The organism is Nitrosococcus wardiae (assembly GCF_004421105.1).
GTDB classification, from domain to species: domain Bacteria; phylum Pseudomonadota; class Gammaproteobacteria; order Nitrosococcales; family Nitrosococcaceae; genus Nitrosococcus; species Nitrosococcus wardiae.
In genome coordinates, this window is record NZ_CP038033.1 from 2,360,735 (window position 1) to 2,385,236 (window position 24,502).

The window sequence follows — 24,502 nt, forward strand, 5'->3', positions numbered from 1 at the left end:
GTGGCGATATTTTTTTAATGGGAACATTTGATGTTTACTGATTAATATATACTAATAAGTGATAACGATGATTGAAGCCTGAAGGACAAGCCTCATGCCTACCGCCCCATCCCCGGTGAATCGGCCCACGAATTCATTACCCGCAAAGTATCCCCTTACTGTCGAGGTTTATCCCAAAATGGGAGAAGCCGGTATTTTTTCGCCCGAAGCGCGAGTGGAATTAATTGAAGGAGAGATCTTCGATATGGCGCCCATTGGAAGCGAACATGCCTCCATGGTGAAAAGGATCAATGAAGGGTGGGTAATGGAAGAATTTTTATACCAATTTCATGTAACTTCGCATTGTATAATGCTTAGTATAAACAATCATTTATAACCTTAATAAATTGCATCCTTTTGCTAAATTGGTATTAGAAGCGCTTGAGCAGGATGAGCAACTAACGAGGTGAACTGTGGAAAAAAAAATACCTACGGGTCCGCGTATCTATAATCTTTTCCCCTTGCTGGTGGGTTCGGTGCCTGCTTGGGAGCAGCGCCTTCCTGAAATTGCCGCCATGAAGTTTAATTGGGTCTTTCTAAACCCTTTCCAGGCACCCGGATTTTCCGGTAGCCTGTACGCCATTAAGGATTACTATCAATTGCATCCCCTGTTTCAGGGGGATCATCAGGAGCAACCGGAGCAGTTGCTTAAAGAGTTTGTCCACCAGGCCGAAAAGCAAGGGCTGGGGGTAATGATGGATTTGGTGATCAATCATACCGCCAAAGACTCGCCCTTGGTCTCTCAGCATCCGGAATGGTATCTCCATGAAGAAGACGGTTCGGTGCGCTCCCCCTTCGTGGTGGACCCGGATGATCCCCAAAACATCACGGTGTGGGGGGATTTGGCTGAGATTGATTACCAGCAACGGCCGGCCCGGAAAAGTCTCTTGGAGTATTGGAAACAGTTGGTTCGCCATTATACGCAATTGGGGTTCCATGGTTTTCGTTGCGATGCCGCCTATAAGGTCCCAGGGGAAGTTTGGGCGGAATTGATTGAGACCGCCCGGCAAGTCAATCCGGAGGTCCATTTTTTCGCCGAAACTTTGGGAGCGCCCCTCCATCAAATTGAACAGCTCCATTCTGCGGGCTTTGATTACTTTTTCAATAGCGCCAAGTGGTGGGATTTTCACGCCGATTGGCTGCTGGAGCAGTATGAGCAGTTTCGCCATATTGCCCCCTCCATCGCTTTTCCAGAAAGTCATGATACGGAGCGCTTGGCGGCGGAATGGGGGGGTGAGGAGCGGCGTTCCCGCACCTGGTATCTATTTGCCGCCTTTTTTTCAGCGGGGGTGATGTTGCCCATCGGCTATGAGTACGGTTTCCAGCGCAAGTTGCATGTAGTGGAGACTCGGCCGGAAGATTGGGAGGAACCCCTATTCGACCTGACTTCTTTTATCGGCGCGGTCAATGCCATGAAGGCCAATACGCGGGTGTTGAACGAAGAAGGTCCCCAAAGGCGTTTCACTTCGCCCGGCCATCCCCTAGTGGGGCTATTACGCCAGTCGGAGCACACCGCTGAAAGTGCCGTCGGGCTGATTAACACGGATACCGAACACAGCCATGATTTTGGACTTGACCACTTAGGGGAAGCAATGGGTGTGGACATTGACGCCATCCAGGAAATCACGCCTCTCCATCAAGCCGATTCCCTAGCGGGGCATCAGCGGATTCGGGTCGCCCCTTTCAGTATGCGCATCTTCCATACGCTGGGGAAGAAAGAGTCCAAGCACTCTGCTTGAAAAAAATGCCTGGGCAAGCAGCAGGGAGGCCTGCCGTAAACATCACCATTTACTCCCCCGCCAGGGGGAGGGGAGAAAGCAGCGGCGTTAAAAAATCGGGGCGGTTTATAGCGTTTCCCGAATAAATGAGATATGAATATCGACCTAGCATGACCTTAATTTTCAATCTAACCGCATCTCTCCTATAAGGGAAACGCTATAGTCCTCCTCTACCAGGAGAAAGGGAGTTTGTCTGATGGTACGGCGCTGGTGCCCGTCGAGTCCTCTCCCACCAGAGAGAAGGGGGGCTTAGGGAACTATGGGGGGCTGGATAATCCGTCCCTGGTGTAGTGCATTGAAGGGGGGACGGAACGGTTACCTATGAGCCAATTACCCATCGCTGACTATGCTTTGATTTCCGATTGCCACTCCAGTGGATTGATTAGCCGGAGGGGGTCGGTGGATTGGCTCTGTTTTCCTCGCTTTGATTCCCCTTCCATCTTCACCCGTTTGCTGGATGAAACCGGCGGCCACTGGTCTCTCCGGCCTACTTCGGAGGCGACGATCACTCGGCGATATTTGGAAGGCAGCCTAGTCCTTCGAACCACCTTTCGGACTCCCACCGGCACGGCGGTGCTGCTGGATACCCTGGCCGTGGGGCCCAATCTGGACGGCCATCATCTGGGGGCTGAAGTTCCCCATGGCTTGCTTCGGCGGGTACGTTGCACCCATGGAAAGGTGGAATTTAAAGTCGAATATGCCCCCCGCCCGGAGTATGGTTTGGTGCTGCCCCAACTACGACAGGTGGATGGGGGAGTGTTAGCCCGAGGAGGGGCGGTGGTGTTGCTGTTGTCCTCCACGGTACCCTTGAAAATTAGTGGTTCCACGGCCCGGGGACGGTTTCGGCTCGATGCGGGCCAGGCCTTAGAGTTTTCCTTACAATATCGCTCCAGTTCTGAACCGCCCCCGACGCCGTGGGTGCCCCATCGCATCACCCATCAATTGGAGCAGACTGTTCGGGCTTGGCGGAGTTGGTCAAAACTGCACCAAAATTATCAGGGGCCGTGGAAAGCCTTGGTTCAACACAGCGGCCGGGTGCTTCAGGCTTTAACCTATTATCCCACGGGGGCCATTATCGCCGCCCCTACCACCTCCTTGCCGGAAGTGGTAGGGGGAACCCGGAACTGGGACTACCGTTATAGCTGGGTGCGGGATGCCAGTCTGACCCTAGATGCCCTTTGGATCGCCGCCTGTCCCGATGAGTCCCATAAATTTTTTGATTTTATGGCGGCCTCCGCCCTGACCCAAGTTCAGCGGGGAGTGGATATGCAGATTATGTTTGGCGTAGGGGGAGAACATGATCTCAGTGAGCGGGAGCTCTCCCATCTATCGGGCTGGCAGGGGAGCTCTCCGGTGCGGATAGGTAACGGCGCCTGGGACCAGCGCCAGCTGGATGTTTATGGTGAGTTGTTGAATGCGGCCTATCGGCTGCGAGACTATTTTCCCCATCTTGAGGAGACCCGGCAATTTCTGGCCCAGGTGGCGGACACGGCCGCCTGCCGTTGGCGGGAGCCCGATCAGGGAATTTGGGAAGTGCGCGGCCCACCCCAGCATTTTCTTTACTCCAAGCTCATGTGTTGGGTCGCCCTGGACCGGGCCATTGCCCTGGCGGATCTCTTGCAAGCTTCCCACCGGGTGGAATATTGGCAAGAGATGCGGGCAAGTATTCGCCAGGCGATTCTTACCCAGGGATGGAATGGGCAAAGGGGGGCCTTTACCCAAGCCTTTGGCAGCGATGTTCTTGATGCCGCCAGTTTAATGATGCCCATTGTGGGTTTCCTGCCGGCGGATGATCCCCAAATGCTGAGCACCATGGATGCTATTGAAGCCCATCTGACTGATCAGCATGGTCTGGTGTACCGGTACCGAACCGAGGATGGGTTGGAAGGAGAGGAGGGGACCTTTCTTATCTGCACTTTCTGGCTGGCCCACGCAGTGGCATTGGCGGGACAAGTGGACCGGGCCAAAAAGGTTTTTTCCCGGGCCATTGCTTTTACCAATGACCTGGGCCTGCTCGCGGAAGAAGTGGACCCCAAGAGTGGGGAATTGCTCGGTAATTTTCCCCAGGCCTTTAGCCATATTGGCCTTATTAACGCCGCTTGGGCCATTGCTCAAACGGAACGGGGCCTTGTAGGGTAAGGGGCGCTGGATTTTTCACCATCAAGACACAAGGGACACCCAGTGACTTTGTGGTGATCTCATGAATTATGCAGGCTAGGGGAGTAAGGCTCCATGGTTTATTTTTTACCCCATTCTAGGTGAAAGTTTCCTTCCCGGTCGATACGCTGGAAGGTATGGGCGCCAAAATAATCCCGCTGGGCTTGCAGTAAATTGGCGGGGAGCCAGGAGCTACGGTAGCTATCGTAGTAGCCCAGCGCAGCCATAAGGCCTGGCACGGGGAGTCCCCAGCAGGCTGTCGCCTGGACCACTGCTCGAAGCCCCTCCTGGGTACGGGTAAGGGCGGCTCCGTAATCGCTGTCAAGAAGGGGATTGATGAGATCCGGATTGCGCTGGTAAACAGCGCGCAAGTCTTCCAGCAGTTGGGAGCGGATAATGCAGCCCCCGCGCCAGATGGAGGCAACAAGTTCTAAGGAAAGACAGTAGTCATAATGCTGATTTGCCGCCTGCAATAGATGCATGCCCTGGGTGTAGGTCAATTGCATCGCCCCTTGGAGGGCATGGCCTAAGTGGGTAAGAAAAGTCTCTTGATCAATGGGCGCCAACTCGATAGGCCCTCCTAGTTGTTGGCTGGCCTGCTGGCGTTGGGCTTTTGCCGCTGACAGTACCCGCTGGGTGACGGCGGCATTGATGAGAGGAGTAGGGACTTGGAGGGCCAGGCTTTCCTGGGAGGTCCATTGGCCAGTGCCTTTCTGGTGGGCGGAATCGAGAATTTTGCACAGCAAGTAACCTTCCCCCAGGGGGTCCTGTTGTCCTAGGATGTCCACCGTGATTTCCAGGAGAAAGCCTCCCATGGGCCCCTGGGCCCAGTGGCCATAAATAGCACCCATTTCCTCTTGGCTAAGGCCCAATCCCCGGTGCATAAGATCATAGCTTTCGGCAATCAGCTGCATCAGGCCATACTCAATGCCGTTATGGACCATTTTCACGTAGTGGCCGACGGAGCCTTGCCCCAGCCAGCCGACACAGGGTTCTCTTTTTACTTTAGCCGCAGCGGCTTCTAGTAACGGACGAAGCCGTTCCCAAGCCGCCGGATCGCCTCCCGGCATTAAACTGGGGCCGTGGCGGGCACCGGCTTCGCCGCCGGACACTCCCATCCCCACAAAGTGGATATTTTGTTCCGTCAGTGTCTGCAGGCGGCGCTCGGTGTCCCGAAAATGGGAATTTCCCCCGTCAATCAGGATATCGCCCTGATCGAGGTGGGGGGAAAGTGCCTCAGTGACTGTATCCACCGCTGCCCCGGCGGGAACCAACATGAGGATGGCCCGGGGCCGGCGCAAGGCGGCTATGAAGGGAACGATATCACTATAGGCTTTGATCCGCTCAGGCTCCGAAAGCTGTTCTTGGGCGGCGTCGGTGAGTCGGATTCCTTTACCGGGATCCTGGTCGTAACCGCTGACGGTAAAGCCATGTTCGGCGATGTTCAGTCCCAAGTTGGCACCCATCACGCCAAGACCGATGAGTCCAATGTCCGCTGACGCTGGTGATTTTGGATCGGTCATTATTCTTCTCCTGTTCACTTATGAATTATTCTAGATTAAGTAGGGAAGGCTATGAGTAGCTTATCCCAGATAACTTGACTAGGCTTTTAGCCAAATAGAGGCAGCTTCTCTTCTAAGAGTGTTAACCACCCCGACCTGAGCGGCGGGCTTCCCGTCCATACTATGAAGGATAAATGCCTTTGAAGGATAAATACCCTCCCCTTAGCGACTATGGTCATATTGCCGACTGCCATTCCTCAGCACTGGTTTCCAAATCCGGTTCTATCGATTGGTGCTGTATGCCAAGAATTGATTCTCCCAGTTGTTTTGGTCGCCTCCTAGGCTGGGAGCAAGGCGGGTACTGCCAAATTGTGCCCCTAGATCCTTATGAAATCTCCCGCCGTTATCTTCCCCAGACGTTGATTCTTGAAACCACCTTTCGAACTCAGGCAGGGGAAGCTCGCCTTTTAGATGGTTTCACCATGAGAGAAGGGGGAGAACATCATCCTCACCGGCAGATCTTAAGGGTAGTTACCGGTATAAAAGGGCGGTTGAGATTCCGGGTTGAGATTGCACCGCGTTTTGATTACGGCGCTATTAAACCTTGGATCCGACGGCATTGTGAAGATTGCCAAGGGGAACATTACATCGCCATCGGTGGCAGTGATGGTTTGCTGATTTCCGGCAATTTCCCCCTGACAATGAAACATCGTCATGAGCTGGTAGCCACCTGTGTGGTGGAAGAGGGACAGCGAGCGTATCTTTCGCTCCTTTATCGACTCCCGGAAGACCTCGATGAAGGCCGGGTGGATATCCCCCCTATTGAGCTTCTGGAGCTGCGTTTGGAGGAAACCATCCAATGGTGGCGTACCTGGTCTTTCCGGGCCCAGTTCAAGGGCCTCTATGCCGAACAAGCGCAGCGCTCAGCTTTGGTTCTCAAAGGCCTTTGCAATGCCCCTACGGGGGCTATCGCAGCAGCACCGACCACCTCTCTTCCCGAGGTGACTGGGGGAGAGCGGAACTGGGATTATCGTTTTACTTGGATTCGTGATTCCACCTTTACAGTAAGGTCATTGGCAGAGCTAGGATATGTCAAGGAGGCGGATGGCTTTCGCCGTTTTATTGAGCGCACTGCAGCAGGGAGCGCAGAGGAGATTCAGATTTTATTTGGGATTGGGGGAGAGCGTCGTTTGCATGAGCATGAAATCAAAGAATTGCCGGGGTATCGGGGGGCAAAGCCGGTGCGCCAAGGCAATGCGGCAGAAGGGCAGTTGCAGTTGGATGTCTATGGAGAGCTGCTTGAACTGGCATGGCGTTGGTATCAGCGGGGGCATATGCCAGATGAAGATTATTGGGAATTCCTGGTGGAGCTAGTGAATGCAGCTGCTGAACGCTGGAGGGAGCCAGATCAAGGTTTGTGGGAGATGCGAGGTGCGCCCCGCCATTTCGTCCAATCCAAGGTCATGTGTTGGGCGGCGCTGGACCGAGGAATCAAATTGGCACAGGAACTTGGCAATCATGCGCCGGTGGCGTGGTGGGAGCAGGAACGGGCAGCGATCCGCCGGGCCGTAGAGGAAAAGGGCTATGATCCTCGGGATGGTGTTTTTATCCAGGCCTTTGATTATTTTGAAATGGATGCAGGATTGCTGTTGCTCCCTCTGGTAGGATTCGTGGATTATCAGGACGAGCGTATGGTACGGACGACTGACGCTATTTGGAAGGCATTAGGGGAAGAGGGCCTGCTGTGCGTCGCTACCGGGCAAATAACGATGCTCTGGAGGGCAAAGAGGGCGTGTTTCTGGCCTGCTCGTTTTGGCTGGTAGAGTGCTTAGCTTATCAAGGTCGCCTTGAGGAGGCCCATGAGCTGTTCAAGCGGGTTGTTGCGATGGGCAATGATCTTGGCTTATATTCGGAAGAATACGACACCGAAAGAGAAGAGATGTTGGGCAATTTCCCTCAAGGCCTGATCCATCTTTCTCTTATTGCCGCTGTAATGGCCTTGAAAGAGATGGCAGGAGGAGAAAAGGTCAGGATGTCATCAGGCTGATATTAAAATCCTCGTAATTCAATGGCCCGTTTCACCCGTTTAGTGGCAATTACGTAGGCGGCTTCCCGGTAAGAGAGGTTGTCTTCTACTGCCCTTTTTCGCACTTCCTCCCAAGCCTTTTGCAGGGTTTTCTCTAACCTTTGGTGCACTGTTTCTTGTTCCCAGCGATAGCGCTGTAAATTTTGCACCCATTCAAAATAAGATACGGTGACGCCGCCGGCATTAGCCAAAATATCAGGTACCACAGGGATCCCCCGATCTTTAAAAATTTCAGCCGCCCCGCAGGTTGTGGGCAGGTTAGCCCCTTCCACAATTAGGCGGGCTTTGACTTGGTCGACATTTTTTTCGTGTAATACCCCTTCTACTGCTGCCGGTATCAGAATGTCTACATCCAGGGTCAGCAACTCTTCATTGCCGATGGATTCCCCTTTTCCGTCTAGCTCCGTGACAGAAGCAGATTTTCCCGCGGCGGTTTTGGAATCAATAAGGCTTTTGATAGGGAGGCCATTGCCGTTGTAGAGGCCTCCCCGGATATCGCTGATGGCCACCACTTGGGCTCCCTTTTCGGCAAGGAAACGGGCAATGTGGCTGCCGACATTGCCAAAGCCTTGGATGGCTACTGTCGCGCCATCAAGGGGAAAACCCCTCGCTTGCATAGCCCAGGCGGTGATCAGGGCTAAGCCACGGCCAGTAGCTTCGGTACGGCCATAGGAACCCCCAAGACCCACGGGTTTACCTGTGACCACAGCCGGTTCATTGCCATGTCCTTGGGAGTAAGCATCATAGAGCCAGGCCATGATTTGCTCATCCGTGCCCATCCCTGGTGCCGGGATATCTTGAGTCGGTCCCACTAAAGGGCCCAATTTAATCATAAAGCGCTTGGTCAGAGTCTCCAGTTCTAGGGGGGAGAGGGTGTTAGGATCGCAATCGATACCCCCTTTAGCGCCGCCAAACGGGATATCTACCAGTGCCGTTTTCCAGGTCATGATAGAAGCAAGGGCGCGAAATTGTTCCCAATCCACATGGGGGCGGTAACGGATTCCCCCTTTAAAGGGACCACGACTGCGATGGTGTTGGACCCGGTAGCCATGGAATACAGCTAATGATCCGTTTTCCCGCACTAAAGGTAATTCGAATTTTACTTCCCGATAAGAAGCCTGGAGAAGATGATTCATCTCTTCATTAGCACCAATCCGTTGCAGGGCTTGGGCAAGATAACTTTCCAGACATTGCTGGGGATTATGACCGCTGGTTGGATTCACCACCCTAGACACCCCTCTCTTGATTTAGAACTCAAAATTTATCTTGTCCAGATTGAGCCGAAATGCCAGGCAGGGATAGGCGGCTGCCTAAATCTGCTTTTGGCGCTGCTCTAGGGTGGCTAACAACTGCTGATAGGGTTCAATGAACTGCGCTATTCCTTCCTTTTCCAGATTTTCATCCACGATGCGCAAATCAATTTTCAATTCCGCCAAGCAGTGCATGATCTCAGGGGCTTCGTGAACAGCCGTCCATATTCGGATGTCAGGTTGTCCGTGTTCGCGGTAGGCTTCTAGAGTGGCTAAGGGCATGGCGTTCACTGTTTCCGGACCGATGAGGGAGTCCACGTATTTGACATCGCTATAAAGGGGATCCTCGGTCGAGGTAGAGGCCCAAAGCAACTGCTGTTTCCGGCCACCTTGGTCGGCTAAATGTTCCCAGCGGGGCTTGCCATGGAATTCCCCGAAGCGCTCATAGGCAAATCCCGCGCTGGCTAGAGCCGCCTTACCCCGCAATCCCCGGGCCAATTCAACACGCTGGGGATCCTTTTCCTTGGCAATTTCATCCAAGAGACGATCTACCTTGAGATCAATACGGCCGAGGAAGAAACTGGCGACTGAAGCGACCCGCTGAATGGGTTGGCCCGCTGCCAAGCGCTTTTCCAACCCTATCATATAAGCGTGAGTCATCTCCAGGTAACGTCCCACGGAGAAAAGGAGGGTAACATTGACGTTAATGCCTTCACTGATGAGTTGTTCGATGGCGGGTAGTCCGGCTTTGGTCCCAGGGATGGCAATCATGGCGTTAGCTCGATCCACCCATTGCCACAGGCGCCGTGCCTCATTCACCGTGGCCTCAGTGTCATGGGCAAGCAGGGGCGAAATTTCCAGGCTGACAAAGCCCTCCTGACCCTCGGTTTGATGGTAAAGGGATTGGAAGCAATCGGCGGCCAAACGGACATCTTCCACTAGCAGCCGTTCGTAGATCTCAGTGGCGGAGTGTCCTGCCCGGGCTTCGTTTTCAATAGCTGCTTGATAATTTTTATCTTGCTCAATCGCTTTCTCAAAAGTAGCGGGGTTGGTGCTAAGGCCCGCAAGACCGTCTGCTTCAATCAGCCGCTCTAAGGTGCCATCCATAAGCCTTTGACGGTCAATTCCATCAAGCCAAATAGCCTGGCCTAGCTTATGCAATGCAAGTAAGCTGTTTTCTGTGTTGTTCATGGGAGTTACCTCACCGGTTGGCGGTTTTGAAAAGCTGGGTTCCCTAATATATTTATTAATATTTATAGCGTTATAGTGTAGACAAACTCTCGCCCTCGAAGCAGTTGGAACACCCTGATGGGATTAGTGCTTTATTTGAGCATTGCGCGGTTGATTTTCTCAAACCTGTTAATCTAGCTTGGAAAAGATGCTTCCGGCAGGAAGAGTTGTTTATTTTGCTTTTTTATTTTTCGATTAGACAATGGTGAAGCTTGAACCTTACATTCGGGTCCATTTTTTGGAACAACGGCTTACCCTAAGGCAGGGGCGGAAGGTAGTGTTTGAGACGCCGGTTTCCCTGGCAAAAAAGGGTCCTGGAGAGCAAAGGGGGAGTGAATGCACGCCCCGGGGTTGGCACCAGATCCGGGCCAAGATCGGCGCCGGTTGCCCTGTGAATACGGTCTTTCGGGGACGGCGGCCCACAGGTGAGATTTATACCCCGAAATTGGGGTGGGCCTATCCGGAGCGGGATTGGATATTGACACGGATCTTATGGTTAAGTGGTTTGGAACCCGGGAAAAATCGTTTCGGCAAGGTAGATACCATGGGCCGTTATATCTATATCCATGGGGCTCCGGACGAGGTAGCCATGGGCATACCAGGCTCCCATGGGTGCATCCGCATTCACAATGGCCCCTTGCTGGAGTTATTTGAGCGGGTCAAGCCGGGAATGCGGATATTTATTGGTTGAGTAGATGTCATGGGATATTTCCTTCTTAGCCGGCTACTGAGTGCAATAGTGGTGGTGCTAGGGGTGGCTTGCCTCGTTTTTCTGCTCATCCACCTTATTCCGGGCGATCCCGTGGAGGTCATTTTGGGGGAAGGCGCCCAACCCGCCGATCGGGAGGCATTGCGCCAGGCCTTGGGGCTGGACCGCCCCTTGCTTGTGCAACTGGAGCAATTTCTCCAAGAGTTAATCCAATTCAATCTAGGAACTTCGCTCTATTCCCAGCGGCCGGTGATGGAGCTACTGGCTGAACGTTTGCCGGCAACCGCGGAATTGGCCCTGGCGGCACTCGTGGTGGCGATAATCATTGCCTTTCCTTTAGGAATATTAGCCGCAGTGCGGCGGGGCACGATTTGGGATCGAATGGCGACGACCTTTGCCCTGGTGGGAGTCTCAGTGCCCAATTTCTGGCTGGGTCCCCTATTGATCTTGGTATTTTCCATTGGTTTAGGATGGTTTCCAGTCAGTGGACGAGCCGGTTGGGATTCTTTGGTGTTGCCGGCCCTCACATTGGGGAGCGCCATGGCCGCCATTCTCTCCCGGATGGTTCGAACGGCCCTGTTGGAGGTCTTGGGCGAAGATTATATCCGGACGGCGAAGGCAAAAGGTTTGTCGTTGAGTCGGGTGATAGGACGGCATGCACTGCGCAACGCCCTGCTTCCGGTGATTACGGTGCTAGGCTTGCAATTGGGCACTGTGCTGGGGGGAGCGGTGATTACCGAAGTGGTGTTTTCTTGGCCGGGAATCGGCCAGCTTACCGTGGAGTCCATTCAACGCCGGGATTATCCTGTGGTACAGGGGTGCGTGCTGCTGATTAGCCTGATTTACGTGGCGGTCAATACTTTGACGGATCTCATTTATGACTGGGCCGATCCCCGGGTGCGGTTAGGCGCTGGACAATGAGGGGAGCGCGGCTACCCTTGGGGATTCTCCTGATATGGGGGATATTGGCCTTACTGGGACCCTGGTGGGGGCTGGAGCCCAATGCTATCCATCTGAAACGGATCTTAATGCCCCCTTGCCCGGAGGCCTGGTTGGGTTTTGATGATTTGGGTCGGCCCCTATGGGATCGTTTGGTGGTTGGGGCCCGCACTTCCTTTCTAGTAGCGGTAGGGGTGGTATCTATCGCTGGGTTCTGTGGAACGTTGATTGGGATGCTAAGCGCCTATCTGGGGGGTTGGTGGGATCATGGATTCGCTCGGCTAATGGACATTTTTTTGGCCTTTCCCGGGATCTTACTGGCCATCGCCTTGGCAGGGATTTTAGGGCCGGGGATTGAAAATGTGGTATTCGCTTTGGCCGCGGTGGGGTGGGTAGGTTACGCTCGTTTGGCGCGGGCTCAGGTGCTTAGTCTCCGGGGCCGTGAGCATGTGCAAGCGGCCATTGCCCTGGGGGCGGGGACAATGCGCATTGTGGGGCGGCATTTACTCCCCCTTATTCTGGCGCCGCTGATTGTGGAGGCTACCTTTGGGGTGGCCGGGGTGGTGGTGGCGGAAGCGGGTTTGTCTTTCCTTGGATTGGGGGTGCAGCCGCCGGCGGCTTCTTGGGGCAGTATGATCCGGGATGGGACCCGTTATCTTCTGGTTGCTCCCCATATGGTGTTGGTTCCGGGGTTTGCCCTGATGCTGGTGGTGTTAGCCGTCAATCTCCTGGGGGATTGGTTACGGGACCGACTAGATGTAAGGTAGCCAAGTAGAAATCAGGGGGGTAAGCCATAACCATGGGTCCGTTGATGATTGATTTAAAAGGCATGACCCTGGATCTGGAGGAACGGGAGCTATTACGGCATCCGTGGGTAGGCGGAGTGGTTTTGTTCAGCCGTAACTATGAATCTCCAGAACAAATTGCAGCATTGATCGATAGCATCCGTACCCTCAAGGAGCCTCGACTATTGGTGGCCGTGGATCACGAGGGTGGGCGAGTGCAGCGTTTTCGGGAGGGCTTCACTTCCTTGCCTCCGGTGCGTTTCCTGGGCCAGCTCTATGACCGGAATCCGCCACAAGCTCGGCGTTTGGCGGCCATCACAGGGTGGTTGATGGCGGCTGAATTGCGGGCGGTGGGGGTCGACTTTAGTTTTGCCCCGGTCTTGGACTTGGATCAGGGAGTCAGCACGGTGATAGGGGATCGGGCCTTTCACTCGGAACCTAATGCTGTAATCGCGCTGGCTAGAGCCTATGTTCGGGGGATGGCTTGGGCGGGCATGGCTGCGGTGGGAAAACATTTTCCGGGGCACGGCTCAGTGGCGGCCGATTCCCATGTGGCCCTTCCAGTGGATGAGCGCCCTTGGCAGCAGATCCGAGAGCGGGATTTTTTGCCCTTTGAACGTCTGGTAGGTATCGGTTTGCCGGCGATAATGCCGGCCCATGTGCGCTATGCTTCAGTGGACCCCCTCCCCGCCGGTTTTTCCCGCTTCTGGTTAGAGGAAGTATTGCGTGGGCAGTTGGGTTTTCAAGGGGCCATTATTAGCGATGACCTGGGTATGGCTGGCGCGGCGGGAGTGGGGGGCGTGAGTGAGCGGGTACGGACGGCTTTAAGTGCCGGCTGCAATATGGCCTTAGTTTGTAATGATCCCGATGGCTATGCTCACTTGCTGGCTGAACTGGAGGTGGACCGCCCTCCAGGTCCTTCCGCCCACCTGCTTCGCCTCTATGGACGTTATCCCTTGAGTCGCCCTCAGTTACCCCGAAGCTCGGCTTGGCAGAAGGCAGTGCAGGCAGTCACCGCCTACGCTAAGTTTTAGGCGGGGCGGGGGGGGTGCTGCGAAGATTGATTAGGCTATCTACGACTCCGACCATGGCCAGGCCGATGATAAAATGGGGGGGAAGAAGAAATAGCCCTAGGTAGAGAGGCAGGAGCCACCATGAGGATAAGCTGCGAAGAGCAGCCATTCCATGCATGGCTGCCAATCCTTGGAATAGGTATATCATTACCGCCACGATGAATAGATCGGTCAAGACGTGGCCTCTGCCATCAAGCACTCCCGTAAGCACCAGGGCCGAGAGAAGAATGACGAGATAGGTAAGGCTACGTGGCAAATGCAAGGAGTTGAATTCTTTCGCAAACCCTCCTGGGTTGTAGAGAAGGGATTGCCACCACCGGGCCAGTAGAATGGTCAACATGAGGTTGAGGCCAAAAAACATGGCTACAAGACCGTTCATCAAGGCTAGAGCACTTTCTTGGGAGATCTGCTCAACCGTGACGCCCTCAATATTGGCCTGGGTAATGGCTTGCTCAATCCATTGTTGCCACCAAGCAATGACATCACCCGTTAAAATATGCATGCTCACTACAAAGAAAGCGGCAAATCCTCCGACAACTAACAGGGTTACGGCCTGGGATTGGGTGATCCTCAAGATCCAACAACCTAAGGCATTGGGTAGCCATAATCCTAATATCAGGAGAAAGGATAAATCCGCCCTCCCCGCAATAGCTAAAAATACTGCTGCCACTATTAAAGCCGCGCCTGCGATAATGGTAAGCCCTTCTTTCATGCCATGCCGTAAGGTCACTAAGCCAACTGCGGCACCACTGAATAAAGATAGGGGCGGCAGAGCAACAGCGAGCGCACCGAATAACCCTGCTATCGCTATCGCATAGAGGCGGCCTCGCATAATGAACCGGGCAAATTCACGCATGGTTGTATTCCCTTTATTACAAAGCTTAAAGAAGCTTCTGTTATTCAAATAATTACTAGACGCTATGGTAAGCGGATAGCATAAAAACAATTTTTTAAACATAGACTATCCCAAGCTTAGGCAACATTGCCAGCGGGTAAGAGCGATTCTGCGAGAGCAAGCCATTTTAAAATAGTTTCCGAGGAATTTTCTGTTGGCTAAAGAGAATATTAACTATGGAGTTAGAACGACTCAGGGAGGGGGTCAGCTTTGCCCTCGTATCGGGCTTGCCCTGGGAGGAGGTGCCGCCCGGGGGTGGGCCCATATTGGTGTGATTCGCGCTTTGGCAGAGAACGGCATTATCCCTGATGTAGTGGCAGGGACTTCCATCGGTGCCCTTGTGGGAGCCGCCTATGCCGCCGGGATTTTAGATAACTTGGAGCGATGGGCCCGTTCCTTGGTGTGGAAAGATACTGTTATTTTTTTTGATATCCGGCTTCGTGGTGGTCTCATCGAGGGGAAAAAGCTCTTTAAATTTTTAGGCCGGCGTTTTCCTTACCGAGAAATTCAAGATCTGCCGATGCCTTTTGCCACCGTGGCAACTGATTTGGAAAATGGGCGGGAAGTTTGGCTGCAACAGGGTTCTTTACTGGAAGCGGTGCGCGCTTCTGTTGCTTTACCCGGATTATTGACTCCAGTATACTGCAACGGTCGTTGGTTAGTGGATGGTGGCCTAGCTAATCCAGTGCCGGTGAGTGTTTGCCGGGCCTTGGGTGCGGCGCAGGTCATTGCAGTAGACCTTAATGCGGGTTTATTGGGTCGTCGGGTGCGTTCGGCGGTTCAGTCCCGGGATCAAACAACGCCTCCCTTCCGGAATCTGGGATCTACTTTGACGCAAGCCCTCTGGGCTAGCTTTTGGGGAGAGTCTGAAGGGCGCGCCAAGGACCACGGAATTAATACGCCGCCTTCATTGTTTGATATTGTCGCCAGTAGCATTAATATCATGCAAGTGCGCATTACCCGCAGCCGTTTGGCAGGGGACCCTCCCGACCTGTTGATCACTCCCCGTCTTAACGACCTTGCCTTGTTGGATTTTCACCGGGCAGAGGAAGCTATTGCCGAGGGACGAGAGGCGGTGGCACGGGTTCAATCAGAACTCACTGACCTAAAGTGATCCTTACCGTTACCCTGCAATCGGAAAAGACATATTAATGGGAAATATTTTGGAGGAGATTCAATCAGTTTATAGTGAGGCAGACCGCCTTTATACCCAGACTCAGGTGGAGGCAGCGCTGGATCAGCTTGCTGAAGAGATTACCGCCAAGCTAAGCACCCAAAATCCCTTGCTGCTGTGTTGTATGGTGGGGGGGATTATTCCTTGTGGCTGTCTTCTGCCACGCCTTGATTTTCCGCTGCAACTGGATTACATCCATGTCACCCGTTATCAGGGAAACACTGCCGGAGGGACACTGCGTTGGCTGCGTAAGCCTATAATTCCCCTTCAGGATCGAGTGGTGCTGGTGGTGGATGATATCCTTGATGAGGGACATACTTTGGCTGCTATCATGGAATATTGCCGAGGGGCAGGCGCCACGGCTTACAGTGCCGTGTTAGTGGACAAGGTACGGGACCATAAACAGGGTTCACCGGCGGATTTTGTGGGGCTTAAAACTGGCAACCGCTACTTATTTGGGTATGGTATGGATTATAAGGAATACCTTCGCAATGCTCCCGGAATCTATGCAGTAAAGGGACTGTGAGCGCACTGGGATGACAGATCTAGCTATTATTGGTGGCACTGGGTTGACGACCTTGAGAGCCCTAGAGGTCACCCGGCGAGAAGTGGTGCATACTCCTTTTGGAGAGCCCTCCTGTCCGCTGACTTATGGTCAACTTTGTGGTAAGGAAGTGGTTTTTCTGCCACGCCACGGCCCTGGGCATACCATTCCGCCTCACAAGATTAATTATCGCGCTAATCTCTGGGCTCTCCACAGAACAGGCGTCACCCGAGTGTTAGCTGTAGCCGCGGTGGGAGGGATTAGTGCCCATTTGGGTATCAGCGAGCTGGCCATCCCTGATCAGATTATTGATTATACCTGGGGCCGTGCCCATACTTTTTTTGAAGAAGATTTAAGACAAGTCACCCATGTGGACTTTACCTACCCTTACTCCGCGGAGTTGCGGAACTTGCTACTTAAGGCGGCGGCTGCCGCCGAGTTAAAGGTGGTCGATAGGATAACCTATGGTGCGACCCAAGGGCCGCGCTTAGAGACCGCAGCGGAGATCGATCGTCTAGAGCGGGATGGGTGCCATGTGGTGGGAATGACCGGCATGCCCGAGGCTGCCCTAGCACGGGAATTGGAATTGAGTTATGCCGCGATTACCGTCATTGTTAACCGGGCGGCTGGTCGCAGCGAGGGGCTAATTGATATGGCCAGCCTCGAGCAAAATCTTAAAATAGGGATGGAAAAAGTCCGTCGTCTGCTGGAGCATCTCATTCCCCTGGCTTGATGGCTTCGCCAGCTTCATCTGGCAATATTTCCTGAACAGCTGTGGCCTCCAGGGGAAATGTTTTGGGAGTACTCAGGTCGTTGGCATTGGGAGCACTGCCCGGCCGGACCTGAATCAATACCCCCAATAGGGGATGATCAAAATAATGCAGTTCCTGGATATGGATACGACGTGATTCGGTAAGATGAAAATATCTGCCGGGGGGCGGGGGTTGGTATACCTCCTCTTCTGCTCCAGATAAGGTGGTCTTTGAGGGGTGCCGGTAGCGCAAATCCAGGGATATTTGCAAGAAGCGTTCTTGCCTAAGCTTAATGATCCCTTCTAGCTGAGGATTCGGGTATTCCCTAGGAGAAGACGTCAGTTTTGTTTCCGGAGCAGTTTCTTCCCTGCGGTCAGAAGGTGTCGAAGCTGGAAAGCGTAAATAGACCGGTCGAGCACCCTGAGGAAAGGTTGCCGGTTGACTCCAGGAGCGATGTAATAGGTTGCGATAACGGGACGATTGGTGTAAGCGCTGTTCGATGCCTGTGAGTTTCCAAGTGCGGGAAGGGAGGGGAAATAAGCCCGCGCTTTCTTCGGCCAGTGTTTGGGTACCCGTCGAAGGTAATTTTAAGGCGTGGCTTAGGTCTAGTGAGGCAAGATTAGAGAGGCCCGTTCCCGAGACTCTGGTATTTTGGGTCAGATGTTCAAAGATCAGAATCTCTATCTCGTACCATGTGGCGGGTGCCCCTAGGGCCTCTGTCGCTAAGAACGTCAAAAGCAAAAATGAAAGATAGCTAAGGTATTTCAAAGCGGGTTTCTAGTCTTGTCTAAAACCGCGTAGTATCTCTTAAACGCCTATAAAAATCGAGGAAGCTATTATAACCCTACCGATATTCCTACCTTATCCACGCAGGAGGGTATGCCGTTGACCATCGGCCTGCGAATCGCCGCTGCGAAAAATCTCCCTTGGCTGCGCCAGCCAACGGATCTCAGTGTCCAGGTTGATCTGAACTATGTTGCCCTTCCGCTCTGGCCCATCGGCTGGCCCCCCATTGGTGATCTCCACTTAGTCTCAGCCCGACTCAGCATAGATTTCAGCCTCGATCCTCAGACAGGGAAGGCCGAGAATTGTTTAGAGGCATTAAATTCGAAAGCCATGTGAGGGAGTAAATTTTTGTGAATAATAAAATTTATTATAAATTATATGGACTTATTTTCACGGGATTAGTCATTGTCACTATTTTTTTGCAGTCAGCTAGCGTGGATCTTAAAGACTCAATTATTAAGGAGGGAGGGGTTATCGAGTCACTGTCTGCCATCGGCTACTTTGCTGGCGCAATGTTAGTGATCCTTATAAAAAGAAAAATTCCCCACCATACCCATGTAATATTTATTTTGGTTCTCTTGGGGTTAAGAGAACTGGACTTCCATAATCGTTTTACCACGATGAGTATGTCTAAAATCACATTTTATGTGAGTTCTGAGGTCCCCCTATTAGAGAAAATGATTGGTGTAGCTATAGTCTCGCTGTTTCTATACATTATTGTTCACTTAGCAAAAACTCATTTTCATGGATTTATAAGTGCAGTAAAAAAAAGAGAACCGTCCGCTATAGGAGTTGGGGTGGGAATATTGCTTGTATTTTTAACTAAAACCCTTGATGGTCTATCGAGAAAGCTTGCAAGCGTGGGTGTATCTACGAGTAATAATATGGAACAGTTGGCGAAAATTGTAGAAGAAGTTTTTGAACTGGGTATTCCAATGATGTTTATTATTGCAATTATAGCTCGTTTCCGAACAGTCTGATGAAATAACCGCTACTCTATTTAATATTTCCACTGGTGCGAGCTATTCTCTACTATATTCATGATCCCATGTGCAGCTGGTGTTGGGCATTTCGCCCGACTTGGCAGAAAATCCGCGCGGCTCTTCCCGAAAAGATTCTTATTCAGTATGTCCTGGGGGGGCTTGCGCCCGATACCCATCAGCCGATGCCCCTTGAGCAGCAACACAAGATTCAAAGGATCTGGGAAACGATAAAAAAGCAGGTGCCGGGGACCGAATTTAATTTTGATTTCTGGGCTAAATGTCAGCCGCGCCGTTCCACTTATCCAGCTTGCCGAGCGGTGATCGCTGCGGCAAGACAAGAGGGCAAACTTGGAGAAGCAATGATCCTGCTGATTCAACGGGCCTACTACCTGCAAGCACGTAATCCCTCGGATGACAGTACCCTCATTGAACTGGCTATTGAGCTAGGATTGGACGAGCAGCGTTTTACCAATGATTTGAACTCATCGGAAACCCAGGCAGAGTTGTTTCGGCAAATTCAATTCGCTCAAATCATTGGGGCACAGGGTTTTCCTAGTTTAGTTCTCCAGCAGGCGGATGAGTATTCTCCTATCCGTTTCAGTTACCGTGATCCTTCAGTGGCTTTGAGTCAAATTAGGGCGTTATGGCCTTTCTCCTAACAGGAGCTCCTCTATAACCCTGGGTAAGCTTGGATATAACGGCTTAACAGGAGAGGGGATTTACTGGTCCTATCTACAACAGGGCTTATGGACCTTTTTGGTTCTACATGAAAGTCTAATTGTGGCTCTTTATTGAGTCCACAAAAAAATAGTATCTTATTTACAACACGACGCCGGTCCTGGGATGGCAAGTTTTTCTAAGGATATCCCGGGAATCTGTTACAACCGTGTTACAGCTTCATAGTTGTATTTATTATGCCTCTCCTTACCCCCGACAACCGTCGGGGGGTTTTTCTTTAATATCTTAAGTCTCCTTTAAACGAGAATGCTATAGAGACCGTTACCAACGCCAATCTACCATGAATACGTTTGTTTCCCCTTTCACCTTGCCATTGCGGTTGGAGGCAAACACCAGCTTTTTGCCATCATGGGAAAACATGGGGAAACCGTCGAAATCAGGATAGTGGGTGACCTGTTCGATTTTCCGGGTTTCCACGTTGATGAGAAATAGGTCGAAATTGCGGCCTTTTGGATTATGCATGTTGGACGAAAAGATGATGTGTTTGCCATCCGGGTGCCAATAGGGGCCGAAGTTGGCGGCGCCATTATCGGTGAGCTGGATAGGCTTGCGCTCTTCTAGATTCATGATGAAAATTTCCAGCTGACCGGGCCGGATCAGGCCTTGCTTGAGCAGATGTTGATAATCCTCTAGCGCCTTACCCTGGGGGCGGGAGGCACGCCAGACAATCCACTGCCCGTCGCGGGAGAAGAAGGCCCCGCCATCATAGCCAGGTTCATTGGTAAGTTGTTCCACTTCGCTGCCATCTGGATTCATCGTGAACAGTTCCAGATCCCCGGTGCGCACTGAAGTGAATATGATTTTGTCCCCGAGGGGGGAGTAGACCGCCTCGGCATCATACCCAGGGGTATCGGTCAGGCGTACCAGATTATCCCCTTCCGGGCCAGCTCGAAAAATATCATAGTCCTTATAGAGGGGCCAGACGTAGCCCTGGGAGTAGTCCGGCTTGGGGGGACATTGGTCACCTGCCAGATGGGTAGAGGCGTAGATAATGGATTGGTTATCGGGGGCAATGAATGAGCAGGTGGTGACCCCTTTGCCGGAGGAGACCATGCGCACATTGTTGCCATCGGCATCCATACGGAAGATGGCATCGCACTCCAGATTGTCACGGGTAGATTGGAAAATCAGCTCGCTGCCGTCAAAAGAGAAATAGGCCTCGGCGTTCTGACCGCCAAAGGTGAGCTGGCGGATGTGGGTCAGATGTTTTTCCCCAGGATAGCGTAGCTCCTCCGCCTCTGGAGTCTGGCTGCTAGTGGATTCTGCTGCCATAGCTCCAGCCCCCGCTCCCAGTGCTATCACTAAGAGCCCTGAAGCTATACCGTTAATTTTTTGCATAAGCTTACCTCTGAAAGTCATCGCGCGACCACCTGAGCGGTAACGGTCTGTTGTTGCTGGTCGCGCAGAAATTCAATCGTTAATGAATCGCCCGCTTTGAGGGCGCGAAGGACGTTGGCGAAATCCGCTAGAGTATGAATAGCCGTGTCATTGAGTCGGATGATGATATCATTTTTTTGTAAGCCCACTGTTTCAGCCGGCGTGTCTGGAGTAACCCCTGAAAGCCGGACCCCTGTTCCCGCCCAGCTAAAATCTGGCACGGTACCCAACACGACCCGCCGGCTCTGGCTAGGCTGATCTCTTTCCTTTTCCTGTTTAGCTAGCTGTTGGGAGTGCAGGGGGTCAGGACGGAAGGCCAGATATTCTACCGCCTCTTTCAGTACGGCAGCGATTTTGGACAGTCCCTCAGGATTGATCTTGTCCATGGTGTCCGTGGGGCGGTGGAAGTCGGCATGGGGTCCGGTGAAAAGTTGCACGGCGGGAATCCCCGCCGCTAGGAAACTGGTGTGATCACTGGAGCCAATATCCTGGGGGACGGTCTTAATAGGCACGCCGGTGACGAAACCTATTCCCCGAAAAATATGCACCCACTCCCGGGCAGAATTGGCGGCAAGCACCAAGAGCTCACCGCTGTTCAGGCGGCCTACAGTATCCAGGTTGAGCATGGCCATGGTAGCGTTTGCAGGAGACTCGCCCAGATGTTGCAGATAGTGAGCTGAGCCTAGCTTGCCGGCTTCTTCGGCGGTAAAAGCGACCCACACCACGGTGCGCTCGGGCCGCCAATGGGGACCCAAAACCCGGGCCAATTCCAGCATCACGGCAATGCCGCTGGCGTTGTCATCGGCGCCGGGATGGATTTTGCCTTCATCACCTTGATGCACATCTGGCCAGCCTCGGCCCAGGTGGTCATAGTGGGCGCCCACTACTACCTGGGGGAGTTCTGGACGGGTACCGGGGAGTATGGCCACCACGTTGCGAAGAGTGACGGTTCGTTCCGGTTCGCCGACCGTTGTGGTCCAGGTCTGATAGTAGCTCCCTCCGTTCCCACCGGGCTTGAGCCCCGCAGCCTGGAATTCATGAGCAATATATTGGGCGGCTTGGTCCAGCTCCGGCGTACCCAGACCCCGGCCTGCCATCTTAGGATTAGCCAGATAAGCAATGTCTTGCATCATCCGCTGGGCTTTAAAGAGGGGAGGGAGTTCCACCAGGGGCTTGCGAGGGGCAAGTTGGGCCTTAATAGGAGGGTGATCCTCAACCAGCAGGACCGATAGGGGCGAATTGACCACCGGCCATTGGCCTTTCACCACATTTTCAGGTTCTGTACCCGTGAAGCCCAAATAGCTGTACTTGCCGTAATGGGGGAGTTTGCGGGCCAGTCCCGGCATAGCCGCCATCTGGTCTGTAGCCACCCAGGCGAGGGCATGATCGGGGTTTTCCCGATGGCGGGCCACTACGACGGCCGAATGTTGTTTCCGATGGAGCTCGCTTTCCTCTAGGCGGAGGCGGTTTGCTTCTGCTTTATAAGCATAATCGGTGAGGGCTTCATTGAGTTGGGAGCGAAAGCGGTTCTCCCACCCGAATAGCCACACGGCCCGATCCGTTGGCAACTCATCCAGGTCTGCATCGGTAGTGATTTCCAGATTTTCCCGTCCCCGCTGCCAGGACCGAGCCAGGGCGGCGTAGCCTTCCCGCACCGCACGAGGGGCTTGGGAAGGTAATACCGCCAGGGCCCGATCAGCGCCAAAGGCTTGGCTGAGGGCAGGTGGGATCTCACTGCGGTGGAGTCGCCGGAAGACATCAAACTGAGGATCCACCTCCAGCCGTAGAGGGCGGGCCGGTAACCGCAGTTTTAGCCCGTGGGTTTTTTCTCCCATGGAGAGGCGAGTTTGATATACTTTCTCGGTACCTTCCAGATAAATGGCCAGGGGCAGCTCCAATTGATAGGGTTTGCCGGGTTGAAGCTGCTCGATAGTGGCCGTCAGGAGGTATTCTTCGTCTAGGGGTTCAGTCCGTGCTTCGCGGATGCGCAAAAAGGGTGCCCCAGTGCCTTCTACCCATTGCTTAAAGAAAGGTTGTAGGGGTTGATCACTTACCTCGCTGAAAATTTCTGCTACCTCACTGAAGCTTGCCACTTGGAACCGATACTGGTGGTAAAGGCGCTGGAGAGCCTCGATAAAAGCGGAATCGCCCAACTGTTGGCGCAACATGTGGAATAGCATCAAGGTCTTGCCGTAGCCTACGGCTTGGGTGGCGGCACTGTGGCGACTGCGGAATTCGGTCAGGGGAAAGTCTCCTTCTTCCTGCACATAATCGGTGTACTTTTGAAGCGTCTCACGCCGGTATTTTACTCCCTGGCCTTGCTGTTCTTTAAGCAGATGATCGGCTAGATAGCTGGTCAGCCCCTCGGCCCAGTTGCCGGAATCGTAATCCACATACACCCCGTTACCCCACCAGTTATGGAGAATCTCGTGGGGATAGGAGGAGCGGAGGATAAAGGGGAAGCGAATGACCCGTGAGCCTAGCAAGGTGAAGGAGGGCATTCCGTAACCCGTCTCCCAGAAGTTTTCCACCAGGGCAAATTTTCGGTAAGGATAAGCCCCAATTAGTTGGCGGTACATTTCAATATACTGGGCGGTGGCGTCTAGGTATTTTCGGGCTAAGGCTTCGTCAGGTTGGCGCAAAAATGCCATGGCTTCCACCTGACCGGCTTGTTCCCGGTATTCGGTAAAGGGGCCCGCTATTAGATAGATTTCCTCCTGGGGATGATCAATGGTCCAGACTTCCTCGGTACTGTCGTCCTCTTTAGCTTGCTGGGTGCGACTGCCCTGACTGATGGAATGCCATCCTGGAGGGAGCTGGGTCGCCAGGGAAAAGGTCACCATATTCTCGCCGAAGTGGGGGTACCAGTAACTGGGACCGGCAAGGAAAACCCCTTCGGGGGCGATCAATCCCGGTGAGGCACTAAAGCTGCGGGCATATTCTTCGCTGATGGGGGTGATAGGATGAAAGATTTCCCCCTTGTATTCCAAGGTGAACTGGCGGACTCCCGTGGGAAGAATCACAGCGTAGTCTTCAATGAATTGGGTTTTTCTTACCTGCCGAAGCCGGACCCCTGGACTTATGGTTTGGGGCTGGAGGCTCGAGTGAAGCCGGAATGTCACCGGGGAGGAAGCATCTTCCGGTAGGGTGATGGTATCTGTCGCGGTGAGGCGATGAGTCTCCGGGTCAAGAGTGATATGCAATTGATGGTGGATCTGGGCGCCTACTGGTCCCGAGATCAGCAGCAACATTATTAACCCGAGGGTTAGAAAAAGTAATATTTTTTGCCAGCGCATAGAATTTTTATAAATCTTTGAATAAATGAGGGCCCATTGAGCATTAGAGAAAAGGGCGTCGATTTAAAAGGAAATAGTGTAATGTGACTACTTGTTTGGAACTACCCCGTTCTTGGAGCGCTTTGTAAAGCAGGAGTTCGCGAATCTAACCTAGGCTGGAGAGGGTGATGAGCAGGCATCGGACTACCCTATTATTTTGGGGCTTTTATTGTTTTAGGCTTGGCTTTGTGGTGTTCCTGCTCGGGATAGTCGCACCGAATGCATGGGCGGAAAGCTTGCTCCAGCGCGATTCGGTCCGAGTTGGAAGAGTTGGGTCGAGGAAATCGCTTGGCGTACGCATGGAAAACCTGAGGTACGACTTTACATCGTGCACGGGGGTGGGCATACAATACCTGGTCCAGAGGGAAGT

Annotated in this window: 19 protein-coding genes and 1 pseudogene; 13 read left to right on the forward strand and 7 right to left on the reverse strand. The window is 53.1% G+C overall.

What is annotated here, in order from left to right; genetic code table 11:
* The first annotated feature begins 452 nt into the window (after positions 1 to 452).
* Positions 453 to 1,778: an alpha-amylase family glycosyl hydrolase gene (locus E3U44_RS11430; RefSeq protein WP_134358323.1), complete on the forward strand. Its 1,326-nt coding sequence runs from the start codon at positions 453 to 455 to the stop codon at positions 1,776 to 1,778.
* A gap of 360 nt (positions 1,779 to 2,138) precedes the next feature.
* Positions 2,139 to 3,956 carry a glycoside hydrolase family 15 protein gene (locus tag E3U44_RS11435; protein WP_134358324.1) on the forward strand — a complete coding sequence of 606 codons (1,818 nt, stop codon included), beginning with the start codon at positions 2,139 to 2,141 and terminating at the stop codon, positions 3,954 to 3,956.
* A gap of 98 nt (positions 3,957 to 4,054) precedes the next feature.
* On the opposite strand, the gene gndA is transcribed toward E3U44_RS11435, so the two are convergent.
* The gene (gndA, locus tag E3U44_RS11440) at positions 4,055 to 5,497 is read right to left on the reverse strand and encodes an NADP-dependent phosphogluconate dehydrogenase (RefSeq protein ID WP_134358325.1); all 1,443 of its coding nucleotides are present in this window, start codon (positions 5,495 to 5,497) and stop codon (positions 4,055 to 4,057) included.
* A 173-nt stretch (positions 5,498 to 5,670) separates the two neighbouring features.
* Here gndA and E3U44_RS11445 point away from each other — a divergent pair.
* Positions 5,671 to 7,523, forward strand: a pseudogene (locus E3U44_RS11445) (glycoside hydrolase family 15 protein).
* A 2-nt stretch (positions 7,524 to 7,525) separates the two neighbouring features.
* On the opposite strand, the gene E3U44_RS11450 reads toward E3U44_RS11445, so the two are convergent.
* Entirely contained in the window at positions 7,526 to 8,788 is a 1,263-nt protein-coding gene (locus E3U44_RS11450; RefSeq protein WP_240761402.1) for a Glu/Leu/Phe/Val family dehydrogenase, read from the reverse strand.
* Positions 8,789 to 8,872: 84 nt separating this feature from the next.
* A complete protein-coding gene (gene tal / locus E3U44_RS11455) occupies positions 8,873 to 10,003 on the reverse strand; it encodes a transaldolase (protein WP_134358326.1) in 1,131 nt (376 codons plus the stop codon).
* A 241-nt stretch (positions 10,004 to 10,244) separates the two neighbouring features.
* On the opposite strand from tal, the gene E3U44_RS11460 reads away from it, so the two are divergent.
* The 4 genes from E3U44_RS11460 to nagZ are packed head-to-tail and all read left to right on the forward strand — an operon-like array spanning position 10,245 to position 13,509.
* Positions 10,245 to 10,733, forward strand: a complete 489-nt coding sequence (locus E3U44_RS11460) for a L,D-transpeptidase (protein ID WP_206054771.1) — start codon at positions 10,245 to 10,247, stop codon at positions 10,731 to 10,733.
* A 9-nt stretch (positions 10,734 to 10,742) separates the two neighbouring features.
* On the forward strand, positions 10,743 to 11,672 hold the full coding sequence (gene nikB, locus E3U44_RS11465; RefSeq protein WP_134358327.1) for a nickel ABC transporter permease: 930 nt from the start codon (positions 10,743 to 10,745) through the stop codon (positions 11,670 to 11,672).
* A complete protein-coding gene (locus tag E3U44_RS11470) occupies positions 11,669 to 12,457 on the forward strand; it encodes an ABC transporter permease (protein WP_134358328.1) in 789 nt (262 codons plus the stop codon). The genes nikB and E3U44_RS11470 overlap by 4 nt, the downstream gene beginning before the upstream one ends.
* 26 nt (positions 12,458 to 12,483) lie before the next feature.
* Positions 12,484 to 13,509: a beta-N-acetylhexosaminidase gene (nagZ, locus tag E3U44_RS11475; protein WP_134358329.1), complete on the forward strand. Its 1,026-nt coding sequence runs from the start codon at positions 12,484 to 12,486 to the stop codon at positions 13,507 to 13,509.
* Here nagZ and E3U44_RS11480 read toward each other — a convergent pair.
* Positions 13,499 to 14,404: a DUF2232 domain-containing protein gene (locus tag E3U44_RS11480; protein ID WP_134358330.1), complete on the reverse strand. Its 906-nt coding sequence runs from the start codon at positions 14,402 to 14,404 to the stop codon at positions 13,499 to 13,501. The two genes, nagZ and E3U44_RS11480, sit on opposite strands and share 11 nt — an antisense overlap.
* A 193-nt stretch (positions 14,405 to 14,597) precedes the next feature.
* Between E3U44_RS11480 and rssA the strand changes: the two genes are divergently transcribed.
* The 3 genes from rssA to E3U44_RS11495 are packed head-to-tail and all read left to right on the forward strand — an operon-like array spanning position 14,598 to position 16,894.
* Positions 14,598 to 15,557, forward strand: coding sequence for a patatin-like phospholipase RssA (gene rssA, locus E3U44_RS11485; RefSeq protein WP_206054772.1), 960 nt, complete (start codon positions 14,598 to 14,600; stop codon positions 15,555 to 15,557).
* Between the two features lie 37 nt (positions 15,558 to 15,594).
* Positions 15,595 to 16,143 (forward strand): hypoxanthine-guanine phosphoribosyltransferase, encoded by a 549-nt coding sequence (locus E3U44_RS11490; RefSeq protein WP_134358331.1) that lies wholly within the window; start codon positions 15,595 to 15,597, stop codon positions 16,141 to 16,143.
* 10 nt (positions 16,144 to 16,153) lie between these two features.
* Positions 16,154 to 16,894, forward strand: a complete 741-nt coding sequence (locus E3U44_RS11495) for an S-methyl-5'-thioinosine phosphorylase (protein ID WP_134358332.1) — start codon at positions 16,154 to 16,156, stop codon at positions 16,892 to 16,894.
* On the opposite strand, the gene E3U44_RS11500 is transcribed toward E3U44_RS11495, so the two are convergent.
* Positions 16,878 to 17,681, reverse strand: coding sequence for a CsiV family protein (locus E3U44_RS11500; protein ID WP_134358333.1), 804 nt, complete (start codon positions 17,679 to 17,681; stop codon positions 16,878 to 16,880). The two genes, E3U44_RS11495 and E3U44_RS11500, sit on opposite strands and share 17 nt — an antisense overlap.
* 111 nt (positions 17,682 to 17,792) lie before the next feature.
* Here E3U44_RS11500 and E3U44_RS11505 point away from each other — a divergent pair, with 111 nt between their 5' ends.
* Genes E3U44_RS11505 through E3U44_RS11515 form a run of 3 tightly spaced genes read left to right on the forward strand, consistent with a single transcriptional unit; the run spans position 17,793 to position 19,341 of the window.
* Entirely contained in the window at positions 17,793 to 18,035 is a 243-nt protein-coding gene (locus tag E3U44_RS11505; RefSeq protein WP_134358334.1) for a hypothetical protein, read from the forward strand.
* Positions 18,036 to 18,049: 14 nt separating this feature from the next.
* Positions 18,050 to 18,679: a hypothetical protein gene (locus E3U44_RS11510; protein WP_134358335.1), complete on the forward strand. Its 630-nt coding sequence runs from the start codon at positions 18,050 to 18,052 to the stop codon at positions 18,677 to 18,679.
* A 35-nt stretch (positions 18,680 to 18,714) separates the two neighbouring features.
* Positions 18,715 to 19,341 (forward strand): DsbA family protein, encoded by a 627-nt coding sequence (locus tag E3U44_RS11515; RefSeq protein WP_134358336.1) that lies wholly within the window; start codon positions 18,715 to 18,717, stop codon positions 19,339 to 19,341.
* A gap of 340 nt (positions 19,342 to 19,681) precedes the next feature.
* Here E3U44_RS11515 and E3U44_RS11520 read toward each other — a convergent pair whose 3' ends face one another.
* Positions 19,682 to 20,758, reverse strand: coding sequence for a TolB family protein (locus E3U44_RS11520; RefSeq protein WP_240761403.1), 1,077 nt, complete (start codon positions 20,756 to 20,758; stop codon positions 19,682 to 19,684).
* Positions 20,759 to 20,775: 17 nt separating this feature from the next.
* Positions 20,776 to 24,048, reverse strand: a complete 3,273-nt coding sequence (locus tag E3U44_RS11525; protein WP_240761405.1) for a M20/M25/M40 family metallo-hydrolase — start codon at positions 24,046 to 24,048, stop codon at positions 20,776 to 20,778.
* Positions 24,049 to 24,502: the final 454 nt, after the last annotated feature.

Coding starts and splice junctions, on each gene's coding strand:
- E3U44_RS11435 (WP_134358324.1), top strand. CDS start 2,139: ATGAGCCAATTACCCATCGCTGACTATGCTTTGATTTCCGATTGCCAC.
- gndA (WP_134358325.1), bottom strand. CDS start 5,497: ATGACCGATCCAAAATCACCAGCGTCAGCGGACATTGGACTCATCGGT.
- tal (WP_134358326.1), bottom strand. CDS start 10,003: ATGAACAACACAGAAAACAGCTTACTTGCATTGCATAAGCTAGGCCAG.
- E3U44_RS11460 (WP_206054771.1), top strand. CDS start 10,245: ATGGTGAAGCTTGAACCTTACATTCGGGTCCATTTTTTGGAACAACGG.
- nikB (WP_134358327.1), top strand. CDS start 10,743: ATGGGATATTTCCTTCTTAGCCGGCTACTGAGTGCAATAGTGGTGGTG.
- E3U44_RS11470 (WP_134358328.1), top strand. CDS start 11,669: ATGAGGGGAGCGCGGCTACCCTTGGGGATTCTCCTGATATGGGGGATA.
- E3U44_RS11480 (WP_134358330.1), bottom strand. CDS start 14,404: ATGCGTGAATTTGCCCGGTTCATTATGCGAGGCCGCCTCTATGCGATA.
- E3U44_RS11490 (WP_134358331.1), top strand. CDS start 15,595: ATGGGAAATATTTTGGAGGAGATTCAATCAGTTTATAGTGAGGCAGAC.
- E3U44_RS11495 (WP_134358332.1), top strand. CDS start 16,154: ATGACAGATCTAGCTATTATTGGTGGCACTGGGTTGACGACCTTGAGA.
- E3U44_RS11505 (WP_134358334.1), top strand. CDS start 17,793: ATGCCGTTGACCATCGGCCTGCGAATCGCCGCTGCGAAAAATCTCCCT.
- E3U44_RS11520 (WP_240761403.1), bottom strand. CDS start 20,758: ATGCAAAAAATTAACGGTATAGCTTCAGGGCTCTTAGTGATAGCACTG.
- E3U44_RS11525 (WP_240761405.1), bottom strand. CDS start 24,048: ATGTTGCTGCTGATCTCGGGACCAGTAGGCGCCCAGATCCACCATCAA.